Here is a 16,742-nt window from a genome sequence, read left to right as displayed (position 1 = left end):
TCACGCGACACACGATTATCGTGGTCAAGCCACGCGGTTCCTGCCCGCGGCCTTGGCCTCGTACAATTGCATATCCGCGCGCTTGAGCAGCGCCGAGGTGTCGCGGTCCGACGGTTCGGCGACGCCCACGCCGATGCTCACGGTCACATGGCCCACGGTTGGAAACACTGCCGTCTCAACGGCCTTACGGATTTTTTCCGCCACCACTTCAGGGCTGTCGGGTGCTTCGACTTCGGGCAGCAGCACCGCGAATTCCTCACCGCCGTAACGCGCCACAAAGTCGGTGGCGCGGGTGGTGTTTTCGATCAGCGCGGCCAGTTGGCACAGCACGTCGTCGCCGATGGCGTGGCCGTACGTGTCGTTGACGCGTTTGAAGTAGTCGGCATCGATCAACAGCAACGCGAAGGTGCGGCCTGTACGTTGGAACAGCAGGCTGTTTTCGGCGAGTTTTTCATCGAAGCGACGGCGGTTGTAGACGCCGGTCAATGCATCGTGGGTGGCGAGCTTGAGCAGCTCGGCATTGGCTTGGGTGAGGTCAGCGGTGCGTTGCGCGACGGTCGCTTCCAGGGAGGCGTTAGCCTCTTGCAACTGGCGCTCCTTGGACAGCAGGGATTGGGTCATGCCGGTGAGCGAGCGGCCCAACTGGGCAATTTCCAGCACCGGGTGATCCTGAGGGAAGACCGCGCCGGGTAGTTGGTCCTGCACCTGCTTGGCGGACCGGGCCAGGCGTTCGATCGGGCGGCTGAGGGTAGACGCCAGGTAGTAGGCGACCAGTCCAAACACCACGGCGGCGATCAGCCCCAGCAGCAACAGTTTGTACAGCAGCACACGCGCCGGTTGCAACGCAACGTCCAGGGGCTGGCGCACCATGATGTACCAGCTCACTTTTGCATTCGACGGGCTGGGCACCGCCACCGAGGCAGTGACGTAGCCATCGCCGGTGGACCAGCCCGACGGCTTGCCCAGGTTGGCCGGCGGCATCCGCTCACCCGTCAGTACTTCCGGGTAGAGCACTTTGCCGTCGAAGTCGACAATCAGCGCTTCAAGGTTCGGCACGGCATCTTTCTGCATCACGGCAGAATCGACGATTTGCGTGACCCAGCGCCAATGCGCATGTGCGCCCAGCACGCCGATGGTCTCGCCCTGGGCATTGCGAATCGGTGCGGCGAAATCGATAAAGCGCAGTGGCTCGCCGTTGGCGGCGCCCGGCAGCAGCTTGGCCAGCAGCACGGCTTCGTGGGGATCGCCGGTGTACTCGCCGCGCATGCCCGCCTGGAACCATGGCCGTTGCTGCACCGACTGACCGACCAGCAAGCCGTTGACCGCCTGGCGCACCTTGCCCTCGGCATCGGCCACGCCCATCCACGCATACTCGGCGCGCGACTGGGTGCGCAGTTCCATCAGGGTGAGGATATCTGGCGCGTCCAGGTCGCCCTGGCGAAACAACGGCGCCTTGCTCAGCAGTGACACTTCCAGCTGTCGCTCGCGCAATTGCACGGCCAGCAGGGCAGCGGCAGAGCGCGCCGTACTCAGCAGCGTACTGCCGCTGGCCTGCTTCACCTGTTCAGTGGCGATGTACCCCACGTAAAAGCCCACGCTCAATAACGTAAGCAACGATAAACCGGCGAACCAGAGGGTCAGGTGACTGCGCAGGCTGGCTTTGATCATGAGGGCTCTATGGAGTGGTCGTTTGGAACCATGGTAGGCGCAATGGATGGGCTGCGGCCAGTGATGGCGTCGCTTATCCAGGGGTATCAACCTGAGCGGTTTTTATGGTTGTCTGGAATATAATGAGTATGGCTCATTATGGACGCCTGTCGACAATGGCTGCCTTCCATCGCTGGCAAGCCAGCTCTCACAGAAAAGCAACCGGGGCCGCTACAGGTATTTGAGCCACGCCAAGTCACGGCGCCGAGCCTTGAGCGCTGCAAACCAGCGTACCGGCGGATACAGCGCCAAGGGCAGGAGCAATGCCACCAGCCAAATAGCGCCGATGCTGTCGAAACCGAAGTAGTTGCCGTGATTAAGCCCAAACAGCGCCACACAGGCAACGTAGAGGATTTTCAGCACATACAGGTGCAGCAGATAGAAGAACATGGGCGCCGCCCCGAACGTGGCCAGGATACCGATCCAGCGTTTTTGCCCCGCACGTTCAAACGCCAGCAACAGCAGCAAGCCAACCCCCAGGGTCAATGCCAGAAACAGCAGCGAAGGCGGGTACTTGGTGATGTTGAAAAAACTCATCAGGGTCTGCACGCCGTTCTCATAGGCATGCCACGGCTTCTCCCCATACCCATTGGCCGTGCGCAACACCACGAACCCCACCAATGCCCCCACACCGGCCAGCAACAGAAAGCGCTGGCGCAACGCCGATGGCATGCCCTGGGCAAACCAGGGGCCCAACCCGTAACCCAGGGCAATCACGCCGATCCACGGCAGCACCGGGTAGGTGGTACGCAGCCGCAGCGAATCGCCGACCTCGATCCAACTGCGTTCATGCAGGATTGTCCACGGCACATGCAGGGCCGAGCCCGCATCGAAGTGCAAGCCATCGAGCAAGTTGTGCCCGCCAATGATCACCAGTGCCACGGCAATCAGCACTGGGCGCGGCAACCACACCAGCGCGGCCAGGGCGAGCATGCTCACGCCAATCGCCCAGATCACCTGCATGTAGATCACGCTGGGTGGCAGTTGGAAGGTCCAGGCAAAGTTGACCAGGGTAAATTCCAGCACCACCAGGAACAGCCCGCGCTTGAACAGGAACGCCGACACATCGCGGCGGCCCGAGTACTTCTGGCCATAGAGCCAGGCCGACAAGCCTGTGAGCAACACAAACACCGGCGCACACAGGTGCGCGAGGGTGCGGCTGACAAACAGCGCGGGCTCGGTGCTGTCGATGATCATCGGGTCGCTGACCTGGCGGTGCAGCAGGAAGGTTTCGCGCACGTGGTCCAGCAGCATGAACAGGATCACCAGGCCGCGCAGGGCGTCGATGGAAAGCAGGCGTTGGCGCAGAGGTAAAGCGTCGGTCATGGGCAAGCATCACAGGGCAGGGCGGAAGTGGGGCGTTATCCTATAACATTAATTTGCGCGTTGCCGCGATTCCTTGGTCAGACTAGAATGCGATCAATTCTTAATTACTCCTTGGCTCCCCGCGCCGGTGATTCGCATGTCGTCCCCCCTCCATTTGCCTATCCAGGACCTGTACTGCGAACACCATGGATGGTTGTACCGCTGGCTCGACCGCAAGCTCGGCAACGCCAGTGATGCGGCCGACCTGGCCCACGACACCTTCATGCGCCTGCTCACCCGCCAGCCCGGCGCCGGTTTCGGCAGCGAGCCGCGAGCGTTGCTCACCCATATCGCCAAGGGCTTGATGATCGACAGTTGGCGCCGCCAGGAAGTCGAACGCGCCTACCTGGAGACCATCGCCCACCTGCCGGAGCAGGAAGTGCCGTCGCCGGAAACCCGTTGGCTGATCCTGGAGGCGCTGTACCGTATCGAAGCCATGCTGCGCGACTTGCCCGAAAAGACCCGCCAAGCCTTCCTGATGTCACAGATCGATGGCCTCACTTACGCGCAGATAGCCGAGCAATTGCAGGTGTCGCTGGTGTCGGTCAAACGCTATATGCGCGATGCGTTCCTGGCATGCCTGAGCGTGGCATGAACCCGTCCATTGACCCGCTGATCCTCGGCGAAGCCGCCGACTGGATGGTGCAATTGCAGTCCGGCAGCGCCACCGATGAAGACCGCCGCGCCATTGCCCAGTGGCAGGGCCGCAGCGCCCAGCACGCCCAGGCCTGGCAGCGCGCGCAAGCGATCCTGGGCGACTTCGACAGCGTGCCCGCCGCGATTGCCGGCGACACCCTCAAGCGCATCGGTCGCAAAAAATCCCTCGGCCGTCGCCAGGCCCTCGGGCTGTTGCTGTTGGCGGGGCCGGCGACCTGGCTGGCGTATCGGCAAAAACCGTGGCAATTGTGGACCGCCGACCAACACACCGCCACCGGCGAACAGCGCAGCCTTACCTTGCCCGATGGCACGCGCCTGCTGATCAATACGGCCAGCTCACTGAACATCGTCTTCACTGACCAAGTGCGGCGTATCGAGTTGCTGCAAGGCGAAGTGATGATCACCACCGCCAAGGATCCTGCACCCAGCCATCGCCCGTTTATCGTGCAGACCCGCCACGGCACCGCCCGCGCCCTGGGCACGCATTTCAGTGTGCGAGTCGGCGAGCAGAGCAGCCGCGTGGCCGTGCTCGACGGGGCGGTGGAAATGCTGCCAGCGCACGCCAACCGTGGGCTGACCCTCAAGGCCGGCGAGCAAGGCGCCTTCAGTGGCGACAGCGTGGCGCCCATGCAGCCGCTGGACATCGGCGCAACCACTTGGGAAAACGGCATGCTGCTGGCCCAACGGATGCGCCTGGCGGACTTGCTCGATGAGTTGGGCCGTTACCGTCGTGGCGTGTTGCGTTGCCACGCCAGTGTGGCCGCGCTGACCGTGTCCGGGGCGTTCCCCCTGCGTGACACCGATGCCAGCCTGCGTCTGTTGCAGGAAACCCTGCCGGTCAAGATAAGCAGCCTCACCGGCTACTGGGTGACCGTCGAGCCGCGCTGAGATTTTTTTCGACGTTCGCTGATACCTTTTTCGTTGTCGCTCGGTGTAGGGGAGAACCCTCAACTTTGCACCGCGCCGACAGGAATCTCCATGACCTTCACACCGCACCCCATCCGTCCCTTGAAGGCCTTGAGCCTGGCGGTTGCCCTGGCAGCCATGGCTCCGTTGCACAGCGCTGTGGCCGCAGACGCAGCGTCGACCAGCGCGGTGCGCAGCTACAACCTGGCGCCGGCGCCGTTGGGCAATGTGCTGGCGCAGTTTGCGGCGTTGTCCGGGGTGCCGTTGTCGTTTGATTCCACGCTGCTCAATGACCAGCAAAGCGCCGGTTTGCAGGGCAGTTTCACCGCACACGCGGGTTTCACGCAGTTGCTGCAAGGCAGCGGCTATGCCCTGCAAAGCACCGGCGCCAACGGCTACACCCTGGTGCCTGAGCCGACGGGCGACGCGTTGCAGTTGGGTGCGACCACCATCAGTGGGGAGAGCGGGGCGCAAGCGGACACCTATGCCGGTGGCCAGGTCGCACGTTCGGCGCGCCTCGGTGTGTTGGGCAACCGTTCGATCAATGACGTGCCGTTCAGCGTGGTCAGCTACACCGCCAAGGCCATCGCCGACCAGCAGGCGCGCACCGTGGGCGATGTGCTGCTCAATGATGCGTCGGTGCGCCAGTCCTCCGGCTTTGGCAATTTTTCCCAGGTGTTCACCATTCGCGGCCTGCCGCTGAACACCGATGACATTGCCTTCAACGGCCTGTACGGCGTACTGCCACGGCAGATCATCACCACCGAGGCGCTGGAGCGGGTCGAGTTGTTCAAGGGCCCCAATGCGTTCGTCAACGGCGTGTCGCCTGCGGGCAGCGGCATTGGCGGCAGCGTCAACCTGGTGCCCAAGCGTGCCGAAGAGGTGCCCACCCGCAGCATCACCCTCGACACCACCACCGATGGCCAGAGCGGCGGCCATCTCGACCTCGGCCAGCGGTTCGGCGAAGACAACCGCTTCGGCGCGCGGGTCAACCTCGCCAAGCATGGCGGCGACACAGCCACTGAGGATGAATTCAAAAGCTCGCAACTGGTGGCGGTGGCCTTGGATTACCGCGGCGATCGCCTACGGGTGTCGACCGACTTTGGCTACCAGAAAGAGCGCATCAACAACGGTCGTTCGGTGGTGTATCCCAATGGCACCCAGGTGCCGAAGGCGCCGTCCGCCAAGCACAACTACGCCCAGGACTGGAGCTGGTCGGAGCTGGAAGACACTTACGGCATGTTCAACGCCGAATACGATTTGAATGAAAGCTGGACGGCGTATGTGGGCGGTGGCGCCAAGCACACGCGGGAAAACGGCCAGTATTCGTCGCTGTATGTGGGCAACGATGGCAGCGGTCGCGTGGGCTTTTTGTACTCGCCCCACGATGAAGATAACAAGAGCGCCATGGCCGGTTTGAATGGGCACTTCACTACCGGGCCAGTGACCCATCAAGTCAACTTCGGCTTGTCGGGTATTTGGGGAGAGCAGCGTTCGGCCTTCGAGGCGATCCTGCAGGCCAACCGTCGGCCGGGCAATCTGTACAATCCAACGCAGATTCCGCGCCCCAGCGTCACGTACTTCGGCAGTGATATCCATGACCCGCGTATTGTCGGCAAGAACCGCATCAAGAGCGCAGCGGTGTCCGACACCCTGGGCTTTATCGATGATCGCGTACTGCTGACCCTGGGCGTGCGGCGCCAGACCATTGAAGTGGATGGGTGGAACACCACCACGGGTGTGCGCACTGCCAACTATGCCGAAAGCATCACCACGCCGGTGTATGGCCTGGTGGTCAAGCCGTGGGAGCACGTGTCGTTCTATGCCAACCGCATCGAGGGGCTGGCCCAGGGGCCGACGGCGCCGCTAACCAACGTCACCAACCCCGGCGAGGTGTTCGCGCCCAACCGTAGCAAACAGACCGAAGCGGGGGTCAAGCTGGATTGGGATACCTTTGGCGCGACCCTGGGTGTCTACCGCATCGAGCAGCCGAGCAGCGCCACCAACACCAACGCCAATGGCACCAACACCTTCAGCGTCGACGGCGAGCAGATCAACAAAGGCGTGGAGCTGAACGTCTTCGGCGAACCGGTCGACGGCCTGCGCCTGCTGGCCGGTGCGACCTGGATGAACACCGAACTGAAAAACACCTCCAACGGCCTCAGCGACGGCAACCGCGCCGCCGGCGTGCCGCGTTTCCAGTACAACATTGGCGCTGACTGGGATATTCCCGGCCTCCAGGGCGCCGCCGTCAACGCGCGGATGCTGCGCACCGGTGGCGAGTACGTCAACGCCACCAACACCCTGAGCATCCCCGCCTGGACCCGCGTCGACCTCGGCGCCCGCTATGGCTTCAAGGCCGACGACAAGTACATCACCCTGCGCGCCAACGTTGAGAACGTGGCGAACAAAGCGTATTGGGCGTCGGCGTCGACCGCCAACAACTACCTGACCCAGGGCGAGCCGCGCACGGTCAAGCTGTCGGCAACGGTGGACTTCTGATCGGCAAACCCAGTATTCCGCCAAGGAATGCCCCCATAAAAACAGCGCATTGTCTTTCTTGTGGCACATCTCGTAGCGTGGTGTTCCCCTCAAGGAGAATCGTTATGCGCCTGTATGTGGATCATCTGTACACCAGCCCTTATGCCATGTCGGTGTTTGTCGCCCTGCGCGAAAAAGGTCTGGCGTTCGACACGATCACCCTGGACCTGGATGCCGCGCAACAGCACGCGGCCGACTTTGCCCAACTGTCCCTGACCCAGCGCGTGCCCACCTTGGTAGAAGGCGATTTTGCGCTGTCCGAGTCCTCGGCGATCACCGAGTACCTGGAGCAGGCCTACCCCGAGACGCCGCTGTACCCGGCCGATCCAAAACAGCGGGCGAGGGCGCGTCAGGTGCAGGCATGGCTGCGCAGCGACTTGCTGGCGATCCGTCAGGAGCGCTCGACGATGGTGGTGTTCTACGGGCAAAAGATGCCGCCACTGTCGCCTGTGGCTGAAGCAGCGGCGGCGAAGTTGATCAAGGCGGCCCAGGCGCTGTTGGCGGGTAATCCGGCGTACTTGTTCGGTGAGTGGTCCATCGCTGACGTGGACCTGGCCGTGATGCTCAATCGCCTCATTCTCAATGGCGACAGCGTGCCTGCCGAGTTGGTGGAATACGCGCGCCGCCAGTGGCTGCGACCGTCCGTACAGGCGTGGGTCAATCAACAACGCCCTGCGCAGTAGAGCGTTCGGTGATCTGCAAGACGCGGCGGTCCAGGTCCTCCCAATCCGCCATGCCCAATACCCGCGTGGTGTTCAAGCCACGCAGGTAACCGCGCAGTTGATGGGCGCTGGCGCGGACCTGGTCGGCACTCGCCGCGGCGTCCTGCAGCACGTCTTCATAGTCGACTAGGTAATCGGCGACGCGCTCGCGAAATTCCGGCAGGACGGCTTCGCGGATGCGGTCGAAGGTTTTCTGGTGAGGCTTCATAGCGTGGTCCTTATAGGTTTTATGGGTGCACTATCGGTTCAGATAATAGTCACCATCACGGATCGCAAGTTCTGTTTTTGCTGGAAAAGCGGAAAATCAGCCCCATCGAGACGCTGTTCAAGGAAATGCGCGATGAGGACGTTTATTCAGCTGGCGTTGATGGCTTTGATGCTGGGCACCGTGGCTATCAACAACGCGGCACTCGCAGACGATCTGCGTACGGGCCATTTGCTACCTATCGGCGCTAGCGTAGAATCCCTGCAGCATGCACAGTCGGTGGGTGTCTTGCTGAGCGACAACACCCGCGACAACCTCGGCTACCTTGAACGCTACCACGACATGGCCTTGAATGGTGCCAAGGATGCCCTCGACGGGCGTATCCGCCAGGCGTTCGTCAACAGTTCCGATCCAGAGCTGGCCATCGACTGGTTGATGAGCTCGTTGCAAGGCACCTTTTTGTCGGTGACTGTCTACGACAACCTGGATGCGTTGGTGCAGGCTCACCCGGATGTGGTGGTGATGCTCGATACCCACAACCAACTGCTGACCCCGCGTAATGATGTGGTCGAGGCACGCTTTGTTGCGCGGTTCTATGACGCGAACCTGCAGTACATCGCCAAGGCCGAAGGCTCGGTGCACAAGCAGGTGCCGTCGGTGTGGGTGCATGACAAAGCCGCGCCGGAGATTGCCGCGCAGATCGAGCAGCAACGTGATGTGCAGCTCGATGCCTTGAAGCAGTTTGATGCGTCGCTCAAGTCTTTGGTCCGTGCCGGTTGATATGAACCTTTATTTTTGTAGTCAGGAATTTTTCATGCGCGCTCTTTTCGTCCCGGCCTTGGCCCTAGCCTCCCTGTTGCTGGCCGGTTGTGTCACCGCCCCCAACGCCCCAACCCTTACCTTGCAAACCAGCAAGGGGCCTGAGGCCTATGTGCAGTGTGTATTGCCCAAGCTGGAAAAGCATGGGATTACCTCGACCGTCACGCAGAACTCGCGTCACGCCAAGGTGGTGTTGACCAGTAAGATTGCTGCCGATGATGTGCTGGAGGCCTACAAGTCCCAGGACGGCGGCAAGGTGTTTCTGTATGAGCGCAAGCCGCTGGCGTCGACGATCACGCCATCGCGGTTGGAGTTGGCGGCGCAAGAGTGCAAATAACTCCGGGGCGTGCATAGCTGATGTGGGTGGGGGCTGGCTTGCGCTGGCGGCCTGATAGCCGACCGCTATCTAACTGTCACCCCACGATCCAAATGTGGGAGCTGGCTTGCCTGCGAAAGCGGCCTGACACCCGACCACAATCTAACTGTCACCCCACGATTCAAAAATGTGGGAGCTGGCTTGCCTGCGAAAGCGGCCTGACACCCGACCACAATCTAACTGTCACCCCACGATTCAAAAATGTGGGAGCTGGCTTGCCTGCGAAAGCGGCCTGACAGCCGACCACAATCTAACTGTCACCCCCACGATCCAAAAATGTGGGAGCTGGCTTGCCTGCCAAAGCGGCCAGACACCCGACCACAATCTAACTGTCACCCGCGATCCAAATGTGGGAGCTGGCTTGCCTGCGAAAGCGGCCTAACAGCCGACCACAATCTAACTGTCACCCCGCGATCCAAATGTGGGAGCTGGCTTGCCTGCGAAAGCGGCCTAACAGCCGACCACAATCTAACTGTCGCCCCGCGATCCAAAATGTGGGAACTGGCTTGCCTGCGAAGGCGGCCTGACAGCCGACCTGGATGTTGGATCAGACCGAGTACATATCCGTTATTTGGGTAACGGCTGCTATGGGTTCCGCCCTTACGGCGGGTCACTTTGGAAAAGCCCCAAAGTAACCAAAGGGCTCTTGCCCCAACACTCGGCACCTCGCCTAGGCTCGGTGTGCCCGTAATCCGACAGGTATTTGGGGGGCCGCCGCCACGCGCCATCCATGGCGCGGGGCGGCTAAACCGGCATCCCTGCCGGTTTACCCCCCAAATCCCTGTCGAATTCCGGCCAGCGTGTTTGACGGGGCGCCTGAGATCAAAAGCAAAATCAAAAGCTGGATCAAGAGCGGCTCGCTTCGCATTGTGGTTAGGTTTGTTGCTACGGGGGGTGTGTATGGCCTACGCAGGCAAGCGCCCCTCCCACTTTTTTTGATTCACGTAGGGCTCATGGTTTGGCTTCGTTACTGAACGCGTTGACTGTCTTGACCAACCCTTGCGCCGCCAACGCCACTAACTCTCCACCTTTCTCTATTGTCGCCAGCGCCGGGTCCGAGCCCATGCGTCCGTCGGGGAAGCGTGCGCGGAAGTCCAGCGCTTCACGGATCGGCCCGGTGTTGGCGATTTGTGGTGAGTAGTCGGCAGTCTTGATCGAGTCTGGGTACGCCCACTGTGTCACCGCAATCTCCGATGGGGTGGCATGGCTGCCATGGCCCACCGGGAATTGGCGTTGGGCCAGGTCGCTCACGCCTTCCAGGTCCCACCAGTTCACCAGTTTCAGCGCGAACCCGGCAGGGCGGCGGGCGAAGCTGGCCTCGGCGTACAGCTCCGAGAACGCTGCTTCGATGGTGGCGATATTGCCGCCGTGGCCGTTCAGAAACAGAATTTTCTCGAAACCATGCCCCGCCAGTGAGCGCACCCAATCGCCAATCGCAGCGATGAAGGTGGAAGGGCGCAGGGAAATGGTGCCGGGAAAACCCAAGTGATGCTGGGCCATGCCGATATTGAAGGTCGGGCCGATCAGGATGTCGGCGTTCTTCTGCGCCGCATTGGCGATGATTTCCGGGCACATCCAGTCGGTGCCCAGCAGGCCGGTGGGGCCGTGCTGTTCATTGGAACCGATGGGAATCACCACCGTGCGGCTGCGTTCCAGGAACTGGCCGATCTCGATCCAGGTGGAGTGGTGTAGAAGCATGTGTGGCTCTCTTTTTTTATCGATGGGGACAGGCTATCCGCCACGGATTGTACGACTACTCGCCACCTGCTGGGGTTTGCAATTGAGGTACGTCGAGGACTTCAGCCAACGTTGGTCGGGATACCAGGAAAACATGAACTGCCCATCCTTGAGCTTGTCCACCACTTGACGCGCCACCTGCGGGCGCACGGCTGGGCAACCCTGGCTGCGGCCGATGCGGCCTTCGCGCTTGCTCCACAGGGGGCTCACGTAGTCGGCCGCATGAATCACGATGGCGCGGTCGCGGGCCAGGTCATTGAAACCCGGCTCCAGGCCATCCATGCGCAGCGAGTAGCCGTGGGTGCCCAGGTAACTTTCCTGGGTGCGGAACAGGCCCAGGCTGGACTGGTGGCTGCCTTCGAGGTTGGAGAACTGGGTGGCGAAGTTTTCCCCGGACTTGGCGCCATGGGCAACCAGGTCGCGCAGCACTAGGGTCTTCTTGCGCAAATCGAAGATCCACAGCCGACGGGCGGTCGAAGGCTGGGAGTAGTCAATAACCGCTAGGCGCTCGGAACGTTCCTCGCCATTATTGACTGCGCACTGGACCGCGTTCAGGGCGCTTTTGAGTACAGTGGGATTGAGTTCTGGAGCCGAGCGCGCCAGGCTGCTATACAAGGAAGGAGGAGTGCCATTGGCGGCGAGCGCAGTCGTGCTCAAAGCGGCCAGGCTCACGGTGATCAAGCCCAGGGTGGTCATCCCGAGCCGGCACATAAAAGTCAGCATCTACAGTACATCCCCCCACTGTGGATTGGAGCAAAGTCAATTGTTCAAAAAACACGCATGTTACTTGAGCATTTGCCTGCTCGTTGCACCATTGGTCGCGACAGCCGACGCGCTGCCGGTCGAGCCGTTGCCGGTCACAACGCCGGCGCCGGTCGATCTGGCGCCGGTCCAACAGGCCCTGGCGCAACTGCCCAGTGTCTGCCCCGGTCTGGCGCCGCAGATCGACGCCGCCGCCCAACTGCGCCTGCAAGCTTTCTACCAACAGCAGGGTAATGTGCCGTTGTGGTCCGCCGACGAGCGTCGCCAAGCCCTGCAATCTCAGTTGTTGCTGCTGGCCGATGACGGCCTGGACCCCACCCACTATAGCCTGCCTGCGGCGGATGCCACGGCCAACGTGCTGTGCAGCGATATCGACACCAGCCAGCACTACCTGCAAGCCCTGCAGGATTTGCACTACGGGCGCCTGGAGCAATCGCGCTTCGAACCGCTGTGGCATTCCCAGCCGCCGACCCGCGACCCCAGCATTGACGTGCTGGCCTTTGCCGCCACGGGCCTGCAAGACATGGCCCAAGCGTTCGACCAGGCCCGGCCCAGCGCCGATTTGTACCGCAGCCTGCGCAATGCCTATTCCACCGTGCGCCAGCAGCCGTTGCCGCATTGGGACCCGGTCGCCACGGGCCCGCTGTTGCGTCCCGGCATGGAAGACCCGCGCGTCCCGGAACTGGCGCGGCGCCTGATCAGTGGCGGCTACCTGGCCAAGGCGCCCAGCGGCAAGCAATACCGCGACGACCTGGTCAAGGCGGTCAAGGCGTTCCAGCTCAGCCATTCGCTGCAGGCCGATGGCGTGATCGGCGCCGGTACCGTGGCCGAACTCAACATCAGCCCGGCCGTGCGTCGCGAACAACTGCGCATCAACCTTGAGCGCTTCCGCTGGCTGGCCCAGGACCTGGAGCCCGAAGGTGTGCTGGTCAACGTCGCCGCCGCGCAATTGAGCGTGTACCAGAGCGGCATTCCCGTGTGGCAAACCCGCCTGCAAGTCGGCCGCGCCGAACGCCAGACGCCGCTGCTGAAATCGCGCATCACCCGGCTGACCCTCAACCCGACCTGGACCATCCCGCCCACCATCATGCGCGAGGATAAACTCCCGGCGATCCGCCTCAACCCCGAATACCTGCGCCAGCAGAACCTGCAAGTGCTCGACGCCGAAGGCCACCCGCTGGCGCCGGAACAGATCGACTGGGCGCGCCCCGGCAATATCCTGCTGCGCCAGGAAGCCGGCCCCCGCAACCCGCTGGGCAAGATCGTGATGCGCTTCCCCAACCCGTACTCGGTGTACCTGCACGACACGCCGAGCCAGCCACTGTTCACCAAGGGGCCGCGGGCATTCAGCTCAGGCTGTGTCAGGGTTGAACAACCTTTGTTGCTGCGGGATCTGCTGGTGAGCCCGGCCGAACGCGCCCGCACCGATGAACTGCTGGCCACCGGCGTAACCCATGAATTCAGGCTGGCCACGCCGGTGCCGGTGCTGCTGGGCTACTGGACGGTGGAGGTCGACCGCCAGGGCGGCTTGGTGTATGCGCCGGATATCTACGCGCGCGATCTGGTGTTGATGAAGGCGATGGGGAGTGTGCTTTGAGGCGCGAGAGGGCGAGATTACCGGGGTGAGCGGGCAAGCCTGCTCACCACAGTTACCGCCTGCTCCGGCGTCATGAGGGCAGTGTCGATCTCTAGGGGCCTGCTCTCCCACGCTTCATATTCGTGTGCGAGAACGGACTGCCAGGTGGGTGGAATCAGGCCGGGAATGTCGCCTGTTCGGGTTTCTACCCGTCGTTGATGTTCCTCCCGGTCCGAGCAGGTCACCAGGATATCCAGCAACACCACCTTTGCCGTCGCAGCGACGGCCTTCCACGCCTCTCGGCTTTCCCTGACCGGGTTCACGCAGTCCGCCACCACGGTGTGCCCCACCTGCAGATTGCTCAACGCCAGCGCATTCGCTACGCCGTAGCCGCTGGCACCCACATCGCCGGCCAGTACGCCGGCCTTGCGGATCGCCTGTTCGATCACGTCGATACGCAGGTAAACCGCGCCGGTCTGGCGCGCCAGTTCGCGGGCGATGGTGGTCTTGCCAGTGCCGGGCAGTCCGCTGAAGACAATGAGCATGGAGAGGTCTCATGAAATTGGGCCAGTCAGGGTATCCTTCAGTGCCCCACAGGTCGACCACAGGACACCCGATGCTTCTGCCGTTCGTGAAAATGCACGCCCATGGCGACGATTTCATCATCGTTGATCGCCGTGGCCTGGATGATCCCATCACCGCGAAGGTCGCCCGCCAGCTGGGCGATCGTCATACCGGGATCGGCTTCAACCAACTGGCCGTGGTGCTCGACTGTGACGATGCCGCTGCGCGCGTCAAGTTCTGGAACCCCAACGGCACGCCGCTGGCCACCTGCGGCAGCGCCACCCGTGGCGTGGCCGACCGTTTGATGCATGAAACCGGCACGGCGTCGGTGGTGTTGCGAACCGACCGGGGCTTGCTGACCTGTGTACGTGCGCCGGGGCAACACGTCTCGGTGAACATGGGCGAACCGTCGCTGGACTGGTCGGCGGTACCGCTGGCCGAGGCCGTGGACACGCGCACCTTGCCCATCGAGGGCAACCCGGCGGCGTGCAGCATGGGCAACCCGCATTGCACGTATTTTGTGGAAGACATTGCGGCTGTCGACGTGGCGGCCGTGGGGCCTGCGCTGGAAACGCACCCGCTGTTCCCGGCCAAGACCAATGTGCATTTCGTGCAGGTACTTGATCGTGGCCATATCCGCCTACGCATCTGGGAGCGCGGCGGCGGCGTGCCGTTGGGGTCTGGCTCGTGCTGCTGCGGGGCCGTGGTCAATGGGATCCGGCGAGGATTGCTGGATGCCACGGTGCAGGTGCAGTGCGATGGCGGCACAGTGACGGTGCACTGGGACGGGCAGGGCGGGGTGGTGTTGACCGGGCGCGTGGAGCCGGTGCTACAGGGCAGTGCTTATTTGCCCTGAAACGTCACCGTAAAGGTGGTACCGCCCACCGCACAGGACTTCACCGCCACATCCCCGCCATGCACCCTGGCCAACTCGCGCACGATGTACAGGCCCAGGCCCACGCTGCGCACATCGCTGCCTTGGTCGGTGCCACGGGTCATGGGTTCGAACAGCCCGGCCAGCAAGCTTTCGGGAATCGGTTCGCCGTAGTTGTGCACGGACACTTCACACGCGCCATCGCACAGCCGTGACGTGACCGTGATCGGCCGCTGCAGGTCGCCATAGGCCACGCTGTTGGCCACCAGGTTGCCAATGATCTGCTGCACACGGTCGGGGTCCAGGCTCGCGTCGCCTTGGCCTTCGCTGTGATGCTCCAGCGTCGCCATGGGGAACGCCACGCGCAGTTCATCCACGGCGCGATGGATCACGCTGTGCAGATCCAGGGGGGCCGCCTTGATGCTGATGCCCTGGCCGACCCGGGCCTGGGTAAAGTCCAGCAGGTCGGCGATCATGCGTTGGGCGCGTTCGGATGACTGGCCGATATGCCCCAGCAACTGGCGCTCCTTGGGCGTGCGTTCGCTGCGGCTGAGAAAGTCAGAGGCCATGCGAATCGCCGTGAGCGGGTTTTTCAGGTCGTGGCTGACAATCGCCACCATCTGTTCAGCGAACAGCGCGCGGCGTTGGGAAACGGCGTAGGCCTCGCGCAGCTCGGCCTGAGCCTGCTGCAGGGCCAGTTCGGTGGCGGTTTTTTCCTGCAACAACGCTTCGGCCAAGTTGCGGGCGTTGAGCAGCTCGCGTTCGTACTTGTCGCGGTCGGTGGTGCCGAACAACGCCAGGTCGTACACCACGCTGTCGGCCTGTTCACGCTGGATGCCGTTGAGCAGTACAGTGACCTTGTGGCCGTCGCGGTGCAGCATGTCGAGCTTCACTTCGGTGACGCTGCCATGCATGCGCAACATCGGGGCTAGGTGAGTCTGGTGGAAGATGCGTCCGCCCATGGTCAGTAAATCCTGGAAACGCTTGCCGCACAGCTCGGTGTTGCTGAACCCCAGCCACTCGCTGAAGCGCGCGTTGGCTTGCAGGATCATGCCATCTTGCGCGGTGACGGCCAGGGCGCAGGCCGCGCTGTCGAATAGCTCAGCTGGCACGCGCAACCGCCCAGGGTGCCAGGAAATCGTCCATGGCTGCTGCGCAGGCCTGTGGCGCGCTCATGTGCGGGCAATGGCCGATGTTCTCCACCAGGCAATAGCGGCTGTGGGACAGCACGCTGTGCAGGTATTCACCTACGGCGACGGGAGCGATCAGGTCATCGGTGGATTGCAGGATCAGCACTGGGGTGGCCAGGCCGATCACGTCCTGGCGGTTGTCCGACATGAACGTCACCCGCGCGAATTGCTTGGCGATCTCAGGTTCAGTGCGGCAGAAACTCTCGGTCAACGCTTCGCCCAGCGCCGGTTGATCCGGTGCGCCCATGATCACCGGGGCCATGGCGCTGGACCAGCCGAGGTAGTTGCTGTCGAGGGTGTCGAGCAGGTCCTCGATATCGCCGCGTTTGAAGCCGCCGATGTAGCCGTCTTCATCGATATAGCGCGGCGATGGCCCGATCATCACATGGGCACTGATGCGGCCGGGGGCCAGGCGGTCGGCGATGGCGCCGATCATTGCGCTGACCGAATGCCCCACCAGGATCACCGGGCCGACGGCGTAGGCCTCGATGATTTCATTGAGGTCACGGGCGTAGCCCTCCAGCGTGCCGTACTTGGCCTTGTCGAAGGCGCCCAAGTCTGACAGCCCCGCGCCCACCAGGTCGTACATCACCACGCGAAAGCGTTCCAGGAAATGCGGCGCCAGGTAGTTCCACATAGCCTGGTTGCAGCCGAACCCGTGGGAAAACACCAGGGTCGAGGTCCCGTTGCCCATCACGCTGACATTGTTACGGTGGAGTAAGTCCATGGTTTTTCTCGGTT

16 protein-coding genes are annotated in these 16,742 nt (G+C 62.6%); 8 read left to right on the top strand and 8 right to left on the bottom strand.

Annotation, left to right across the window (positions count from 1 at the left end; translation table 11 throughout):
* Window positions 1-24: 24 nt before the first annotated feature.
* Both KUA23_RS17480 and KUA23_RS17475 read right to left on the bottom strand, forming a co-directional pair.
* The gene (locus KUA23_RS17480; protein WP_252992514.1) at window positions 25-1,668 is read right to left on the bottom strand and encodes a sensor domain-containing diguanylate cyclase; all 1,644 of its coding nucleotides are present in this window, start codon (window positions 1,666-1,668) and stop codon (window positions 25-27) included.
* Window positions 1,669-1,878: 210 nt separating this feature from the next.
* Entirely contained in the window at window positions 1,879-3,033 is a 1,155-nt protein-coding gene (locus KUA23_RS17475) for an acetyltransferase domain-containing protein (RefSeq protein ID WP_252992513.1), read from the bottom strand.
* A gap of 136 nt (window positions 3,034-3,169) precedes the next feature.
* Between KUA23_RS17475 and KUA23_RS17470 the strand changes: the two genes are divergently transcribed.
* The 4 genes from KUA23_RS17470 to yfcF all read left to right on the top strand — a co-directional run bounded on the left by KUA23_RS17470 (window position 3,170) and on the right by yfcF (window position 7,859).
* Window positions 3,170-3,667: a sigma-70 family RNA polymerase sigma factor gene (locus KUA23_RS17470; RefSeq protein ID WP_078048874.1), complete on the top strand. Its 498-nt coding sequence runs from the start codon at window positions 3,170-3,172 to the stop codon at window positions 3,665-3,667.
* The gene (locus tag KUA23_RS17465; RefSeq protein WP_252992512.1) at window positions 3,664-4,617 is read left to right on the top strand and encodes a FecR domain-containing protein; all 954 of its coding nucleotides are present in this window, start codon (window positions 3,664-3,666) and stop codon (window positions 4,615-4,617) included. Before KUA23_RS17470 ends, KUA23_RS17465 begins: the two co-directional genes overlap by 4 nt.
* A gap of 90 nt (window positions 4,618-4,707) precedes the next feature.
* Complete coding sequence (locus KUA23_RS17460; RefSeq protein WP_252992511.1) at window positions 4,708-7,137, top strand: TonB-dependent receptor; 2,430 nt, start codon at window positions 4,708-4,710, stop codon at window positions 7,135-7,137.
* Window positions 7,138-7,241: 104 nt separating this feature from the next.
* The gene (yfcF, locus tag KUA23_RS17455) at window positions 7,242-7,859 is read left to right on the top strand and encodes a glutathione transferase (RefSeq protein WP_078048871.1); all 618 of its coding nucleotides are present in this window, start codon (window positions 7,242-7,244) and stop codon (window positions 7,857-7,859) included.
* On the opposite strand, the gene KUA23_RS17450 is transcribed toward yfcF, so the two are convergent.
* A complete protein-coding gene (locus KUA23_RS17450) occupies window positions 7,834-8,106 on the bottom strand; it encodes a hypothetical protein (RefSeq protein ID WP_078048870.1) in 273 nt (90 codons plus the stop codon). The genes yfcF and KUA23_RS17450 overlap by 26 nt on opposite strands.
* 132 nt (window positions 8,107-8,238) lie before the next feature.
* Here KUA23_RS17450 and KUA23_RS17445 point away from each other — a divergent pair, with 132 nt between their 5' ends.
* On the top strand, window positions 8,239-8,883 hold the full coding sequence (locus KUA23_RS17445; protein ID WP_252992510.1) for an ATPase: 645 nt from the start codon (window positions 8,239-8,241) through the stop codon (window positions 8,881-8,883).
* A gap of 34 nt (window positions 8,884-8,917) precedes the next feature.
* A complete protein-coding gene (locus tag KUA23_RS17440) occupies window positions 8,918-9,259 on the top strand; it encodes a hypothetical protein (RefSeq protein WP_078048868.1) in 342 nt (113 codons plus the stop codon).
* Window positions 9,260-10,249: 990 nt separating this feature from the next.
* Here KUA23_RS17440 and KUA23_RS17435 read toward each other — a convergent pair.
* Together KUA23_RS17435 and KUA23_RS17430 are read right to left on the bottom strand one after the other, a co-directional pair.
* Complete coding sequence (locus KUA23_RS17435; RefSeq protein WP_252992509.1) at window positions 10,250-10,996, bottom strand: creatininase family protein; 747 nt, start codon at window positions 10,994-10,996, stop codon at window positions 10,250-10,252.
* A 33-nt stretch (window positions 10,997-11,029) separates the two neighbouring features.
* Window positions 11,030-11,758: a murein L,D-transpeptidase catalytic domain family protein gene (locus tag KUA23_RS17430; protein WP_078048866.1), complete on the bottom strand. Its 729-nt coding sequence runs from the start codon at window positions 11,756-11,758 to the stop codon at window positions 11,030-11,032.
* Window positions 11,759-11,798: 40 nt separating this feature from the next.
* Between KUA23_RS17430 and KUA23_RS17425 the strand changes: the two genes are divergently transcribed.
* Complete coding sequence (locus KUA23_RS17425) at window positions 11,799-13,394, top strand: L,D-transpeptidase family protein (RefSeq protein WP_100490449.1); 1,596 nt, start codon at window positions 11,799-11,801, stop codon at window positions 13,392-13,394.
* Between the two features lie 17 nt (window positions 13,395-13,411).
* Here the strand turns inward: KUA23_RS17425 and KUA23_RS17420 are convergent, their stop codons facing one another.
* On the bottom strand, window positions 13,412-13,918 hold the full coding sequence (locus tag KUA23_RS17420) for a P-loop nucleotide/nucleoside kinase family protein (protein WP_252992508.1): 507 nt from the start codon (window positions 13,916-13,918) through the stop codon (window positions 13,412-13,414).
* A 71-nt stretch (window positions 13,919-13,989) separates the two neighbouring features.
* On the opposite strand from KUA23_RS17420, the gene dapF reads away from it, so the two are divergent.
* Window positions 13,990-14,793 carry a diaminopimelate epimerase gene (gene dapF, locus KUA23_RS17415; protein WP_099491747.1) on the top strand — a complete coding sequence of 268 codons (804 nt, stop codon included), beginning with the start codon at window positions 13,990-13,992 and terminating at the stop codon, window positions 14,791-14,793.
* Here the strand turns inward: dapF and KUA23_RS17410 are convergent.
* Together KUA23_RS17410 and KUA23_RS17405 are read right to left on the bottom strand one after the other, a co-directional pair.
* Window positions 14,781-15,923: a PAS domain-containing sensor histidine kinase gene (locus tag KUA23_RS17410; RefSeq protein WP_252992507.1), complete on the bottom strand. Its 1,143-nt coding sequence runs from the start codon at window positions 15,921-15,923 to the stop codon at window positions 14,781-14,783. The genes dapF and KUA23_RS17410 overlap by 13 nt on opposite strands.
* Window positions 15,913-16,728, bottom strand: coding sequence for an alpha/beta fold hydrolase (locus KUA23_RS17405; protein ID WP_252992506.1), 816 nt, complete (start codon window positions 16,726-16,728; stop codon window positions 15,913-15,915). Before KUA23_RS17405 ends, KUA23_RS17410 begins: the two co-directional genes overlap by 11 nt.
* Window positions 16,729-16,742 lie beyond the last annotated feature (14 nt).

The organism is Pseudomonas pergaminensis (assembly GCF_024112395.2).
Classification (GTDB): domain Bacteria; phylum Pseudomonadota; class Gammaproteobacteria; order Pseudomonadales; family Pseudomonadaceae; genus Aquipseudomonas; species Aquipseudomonas pergaminensis.
This window is presented reverse-complemented; position numbering and strand designations above follow the sequence as displayed.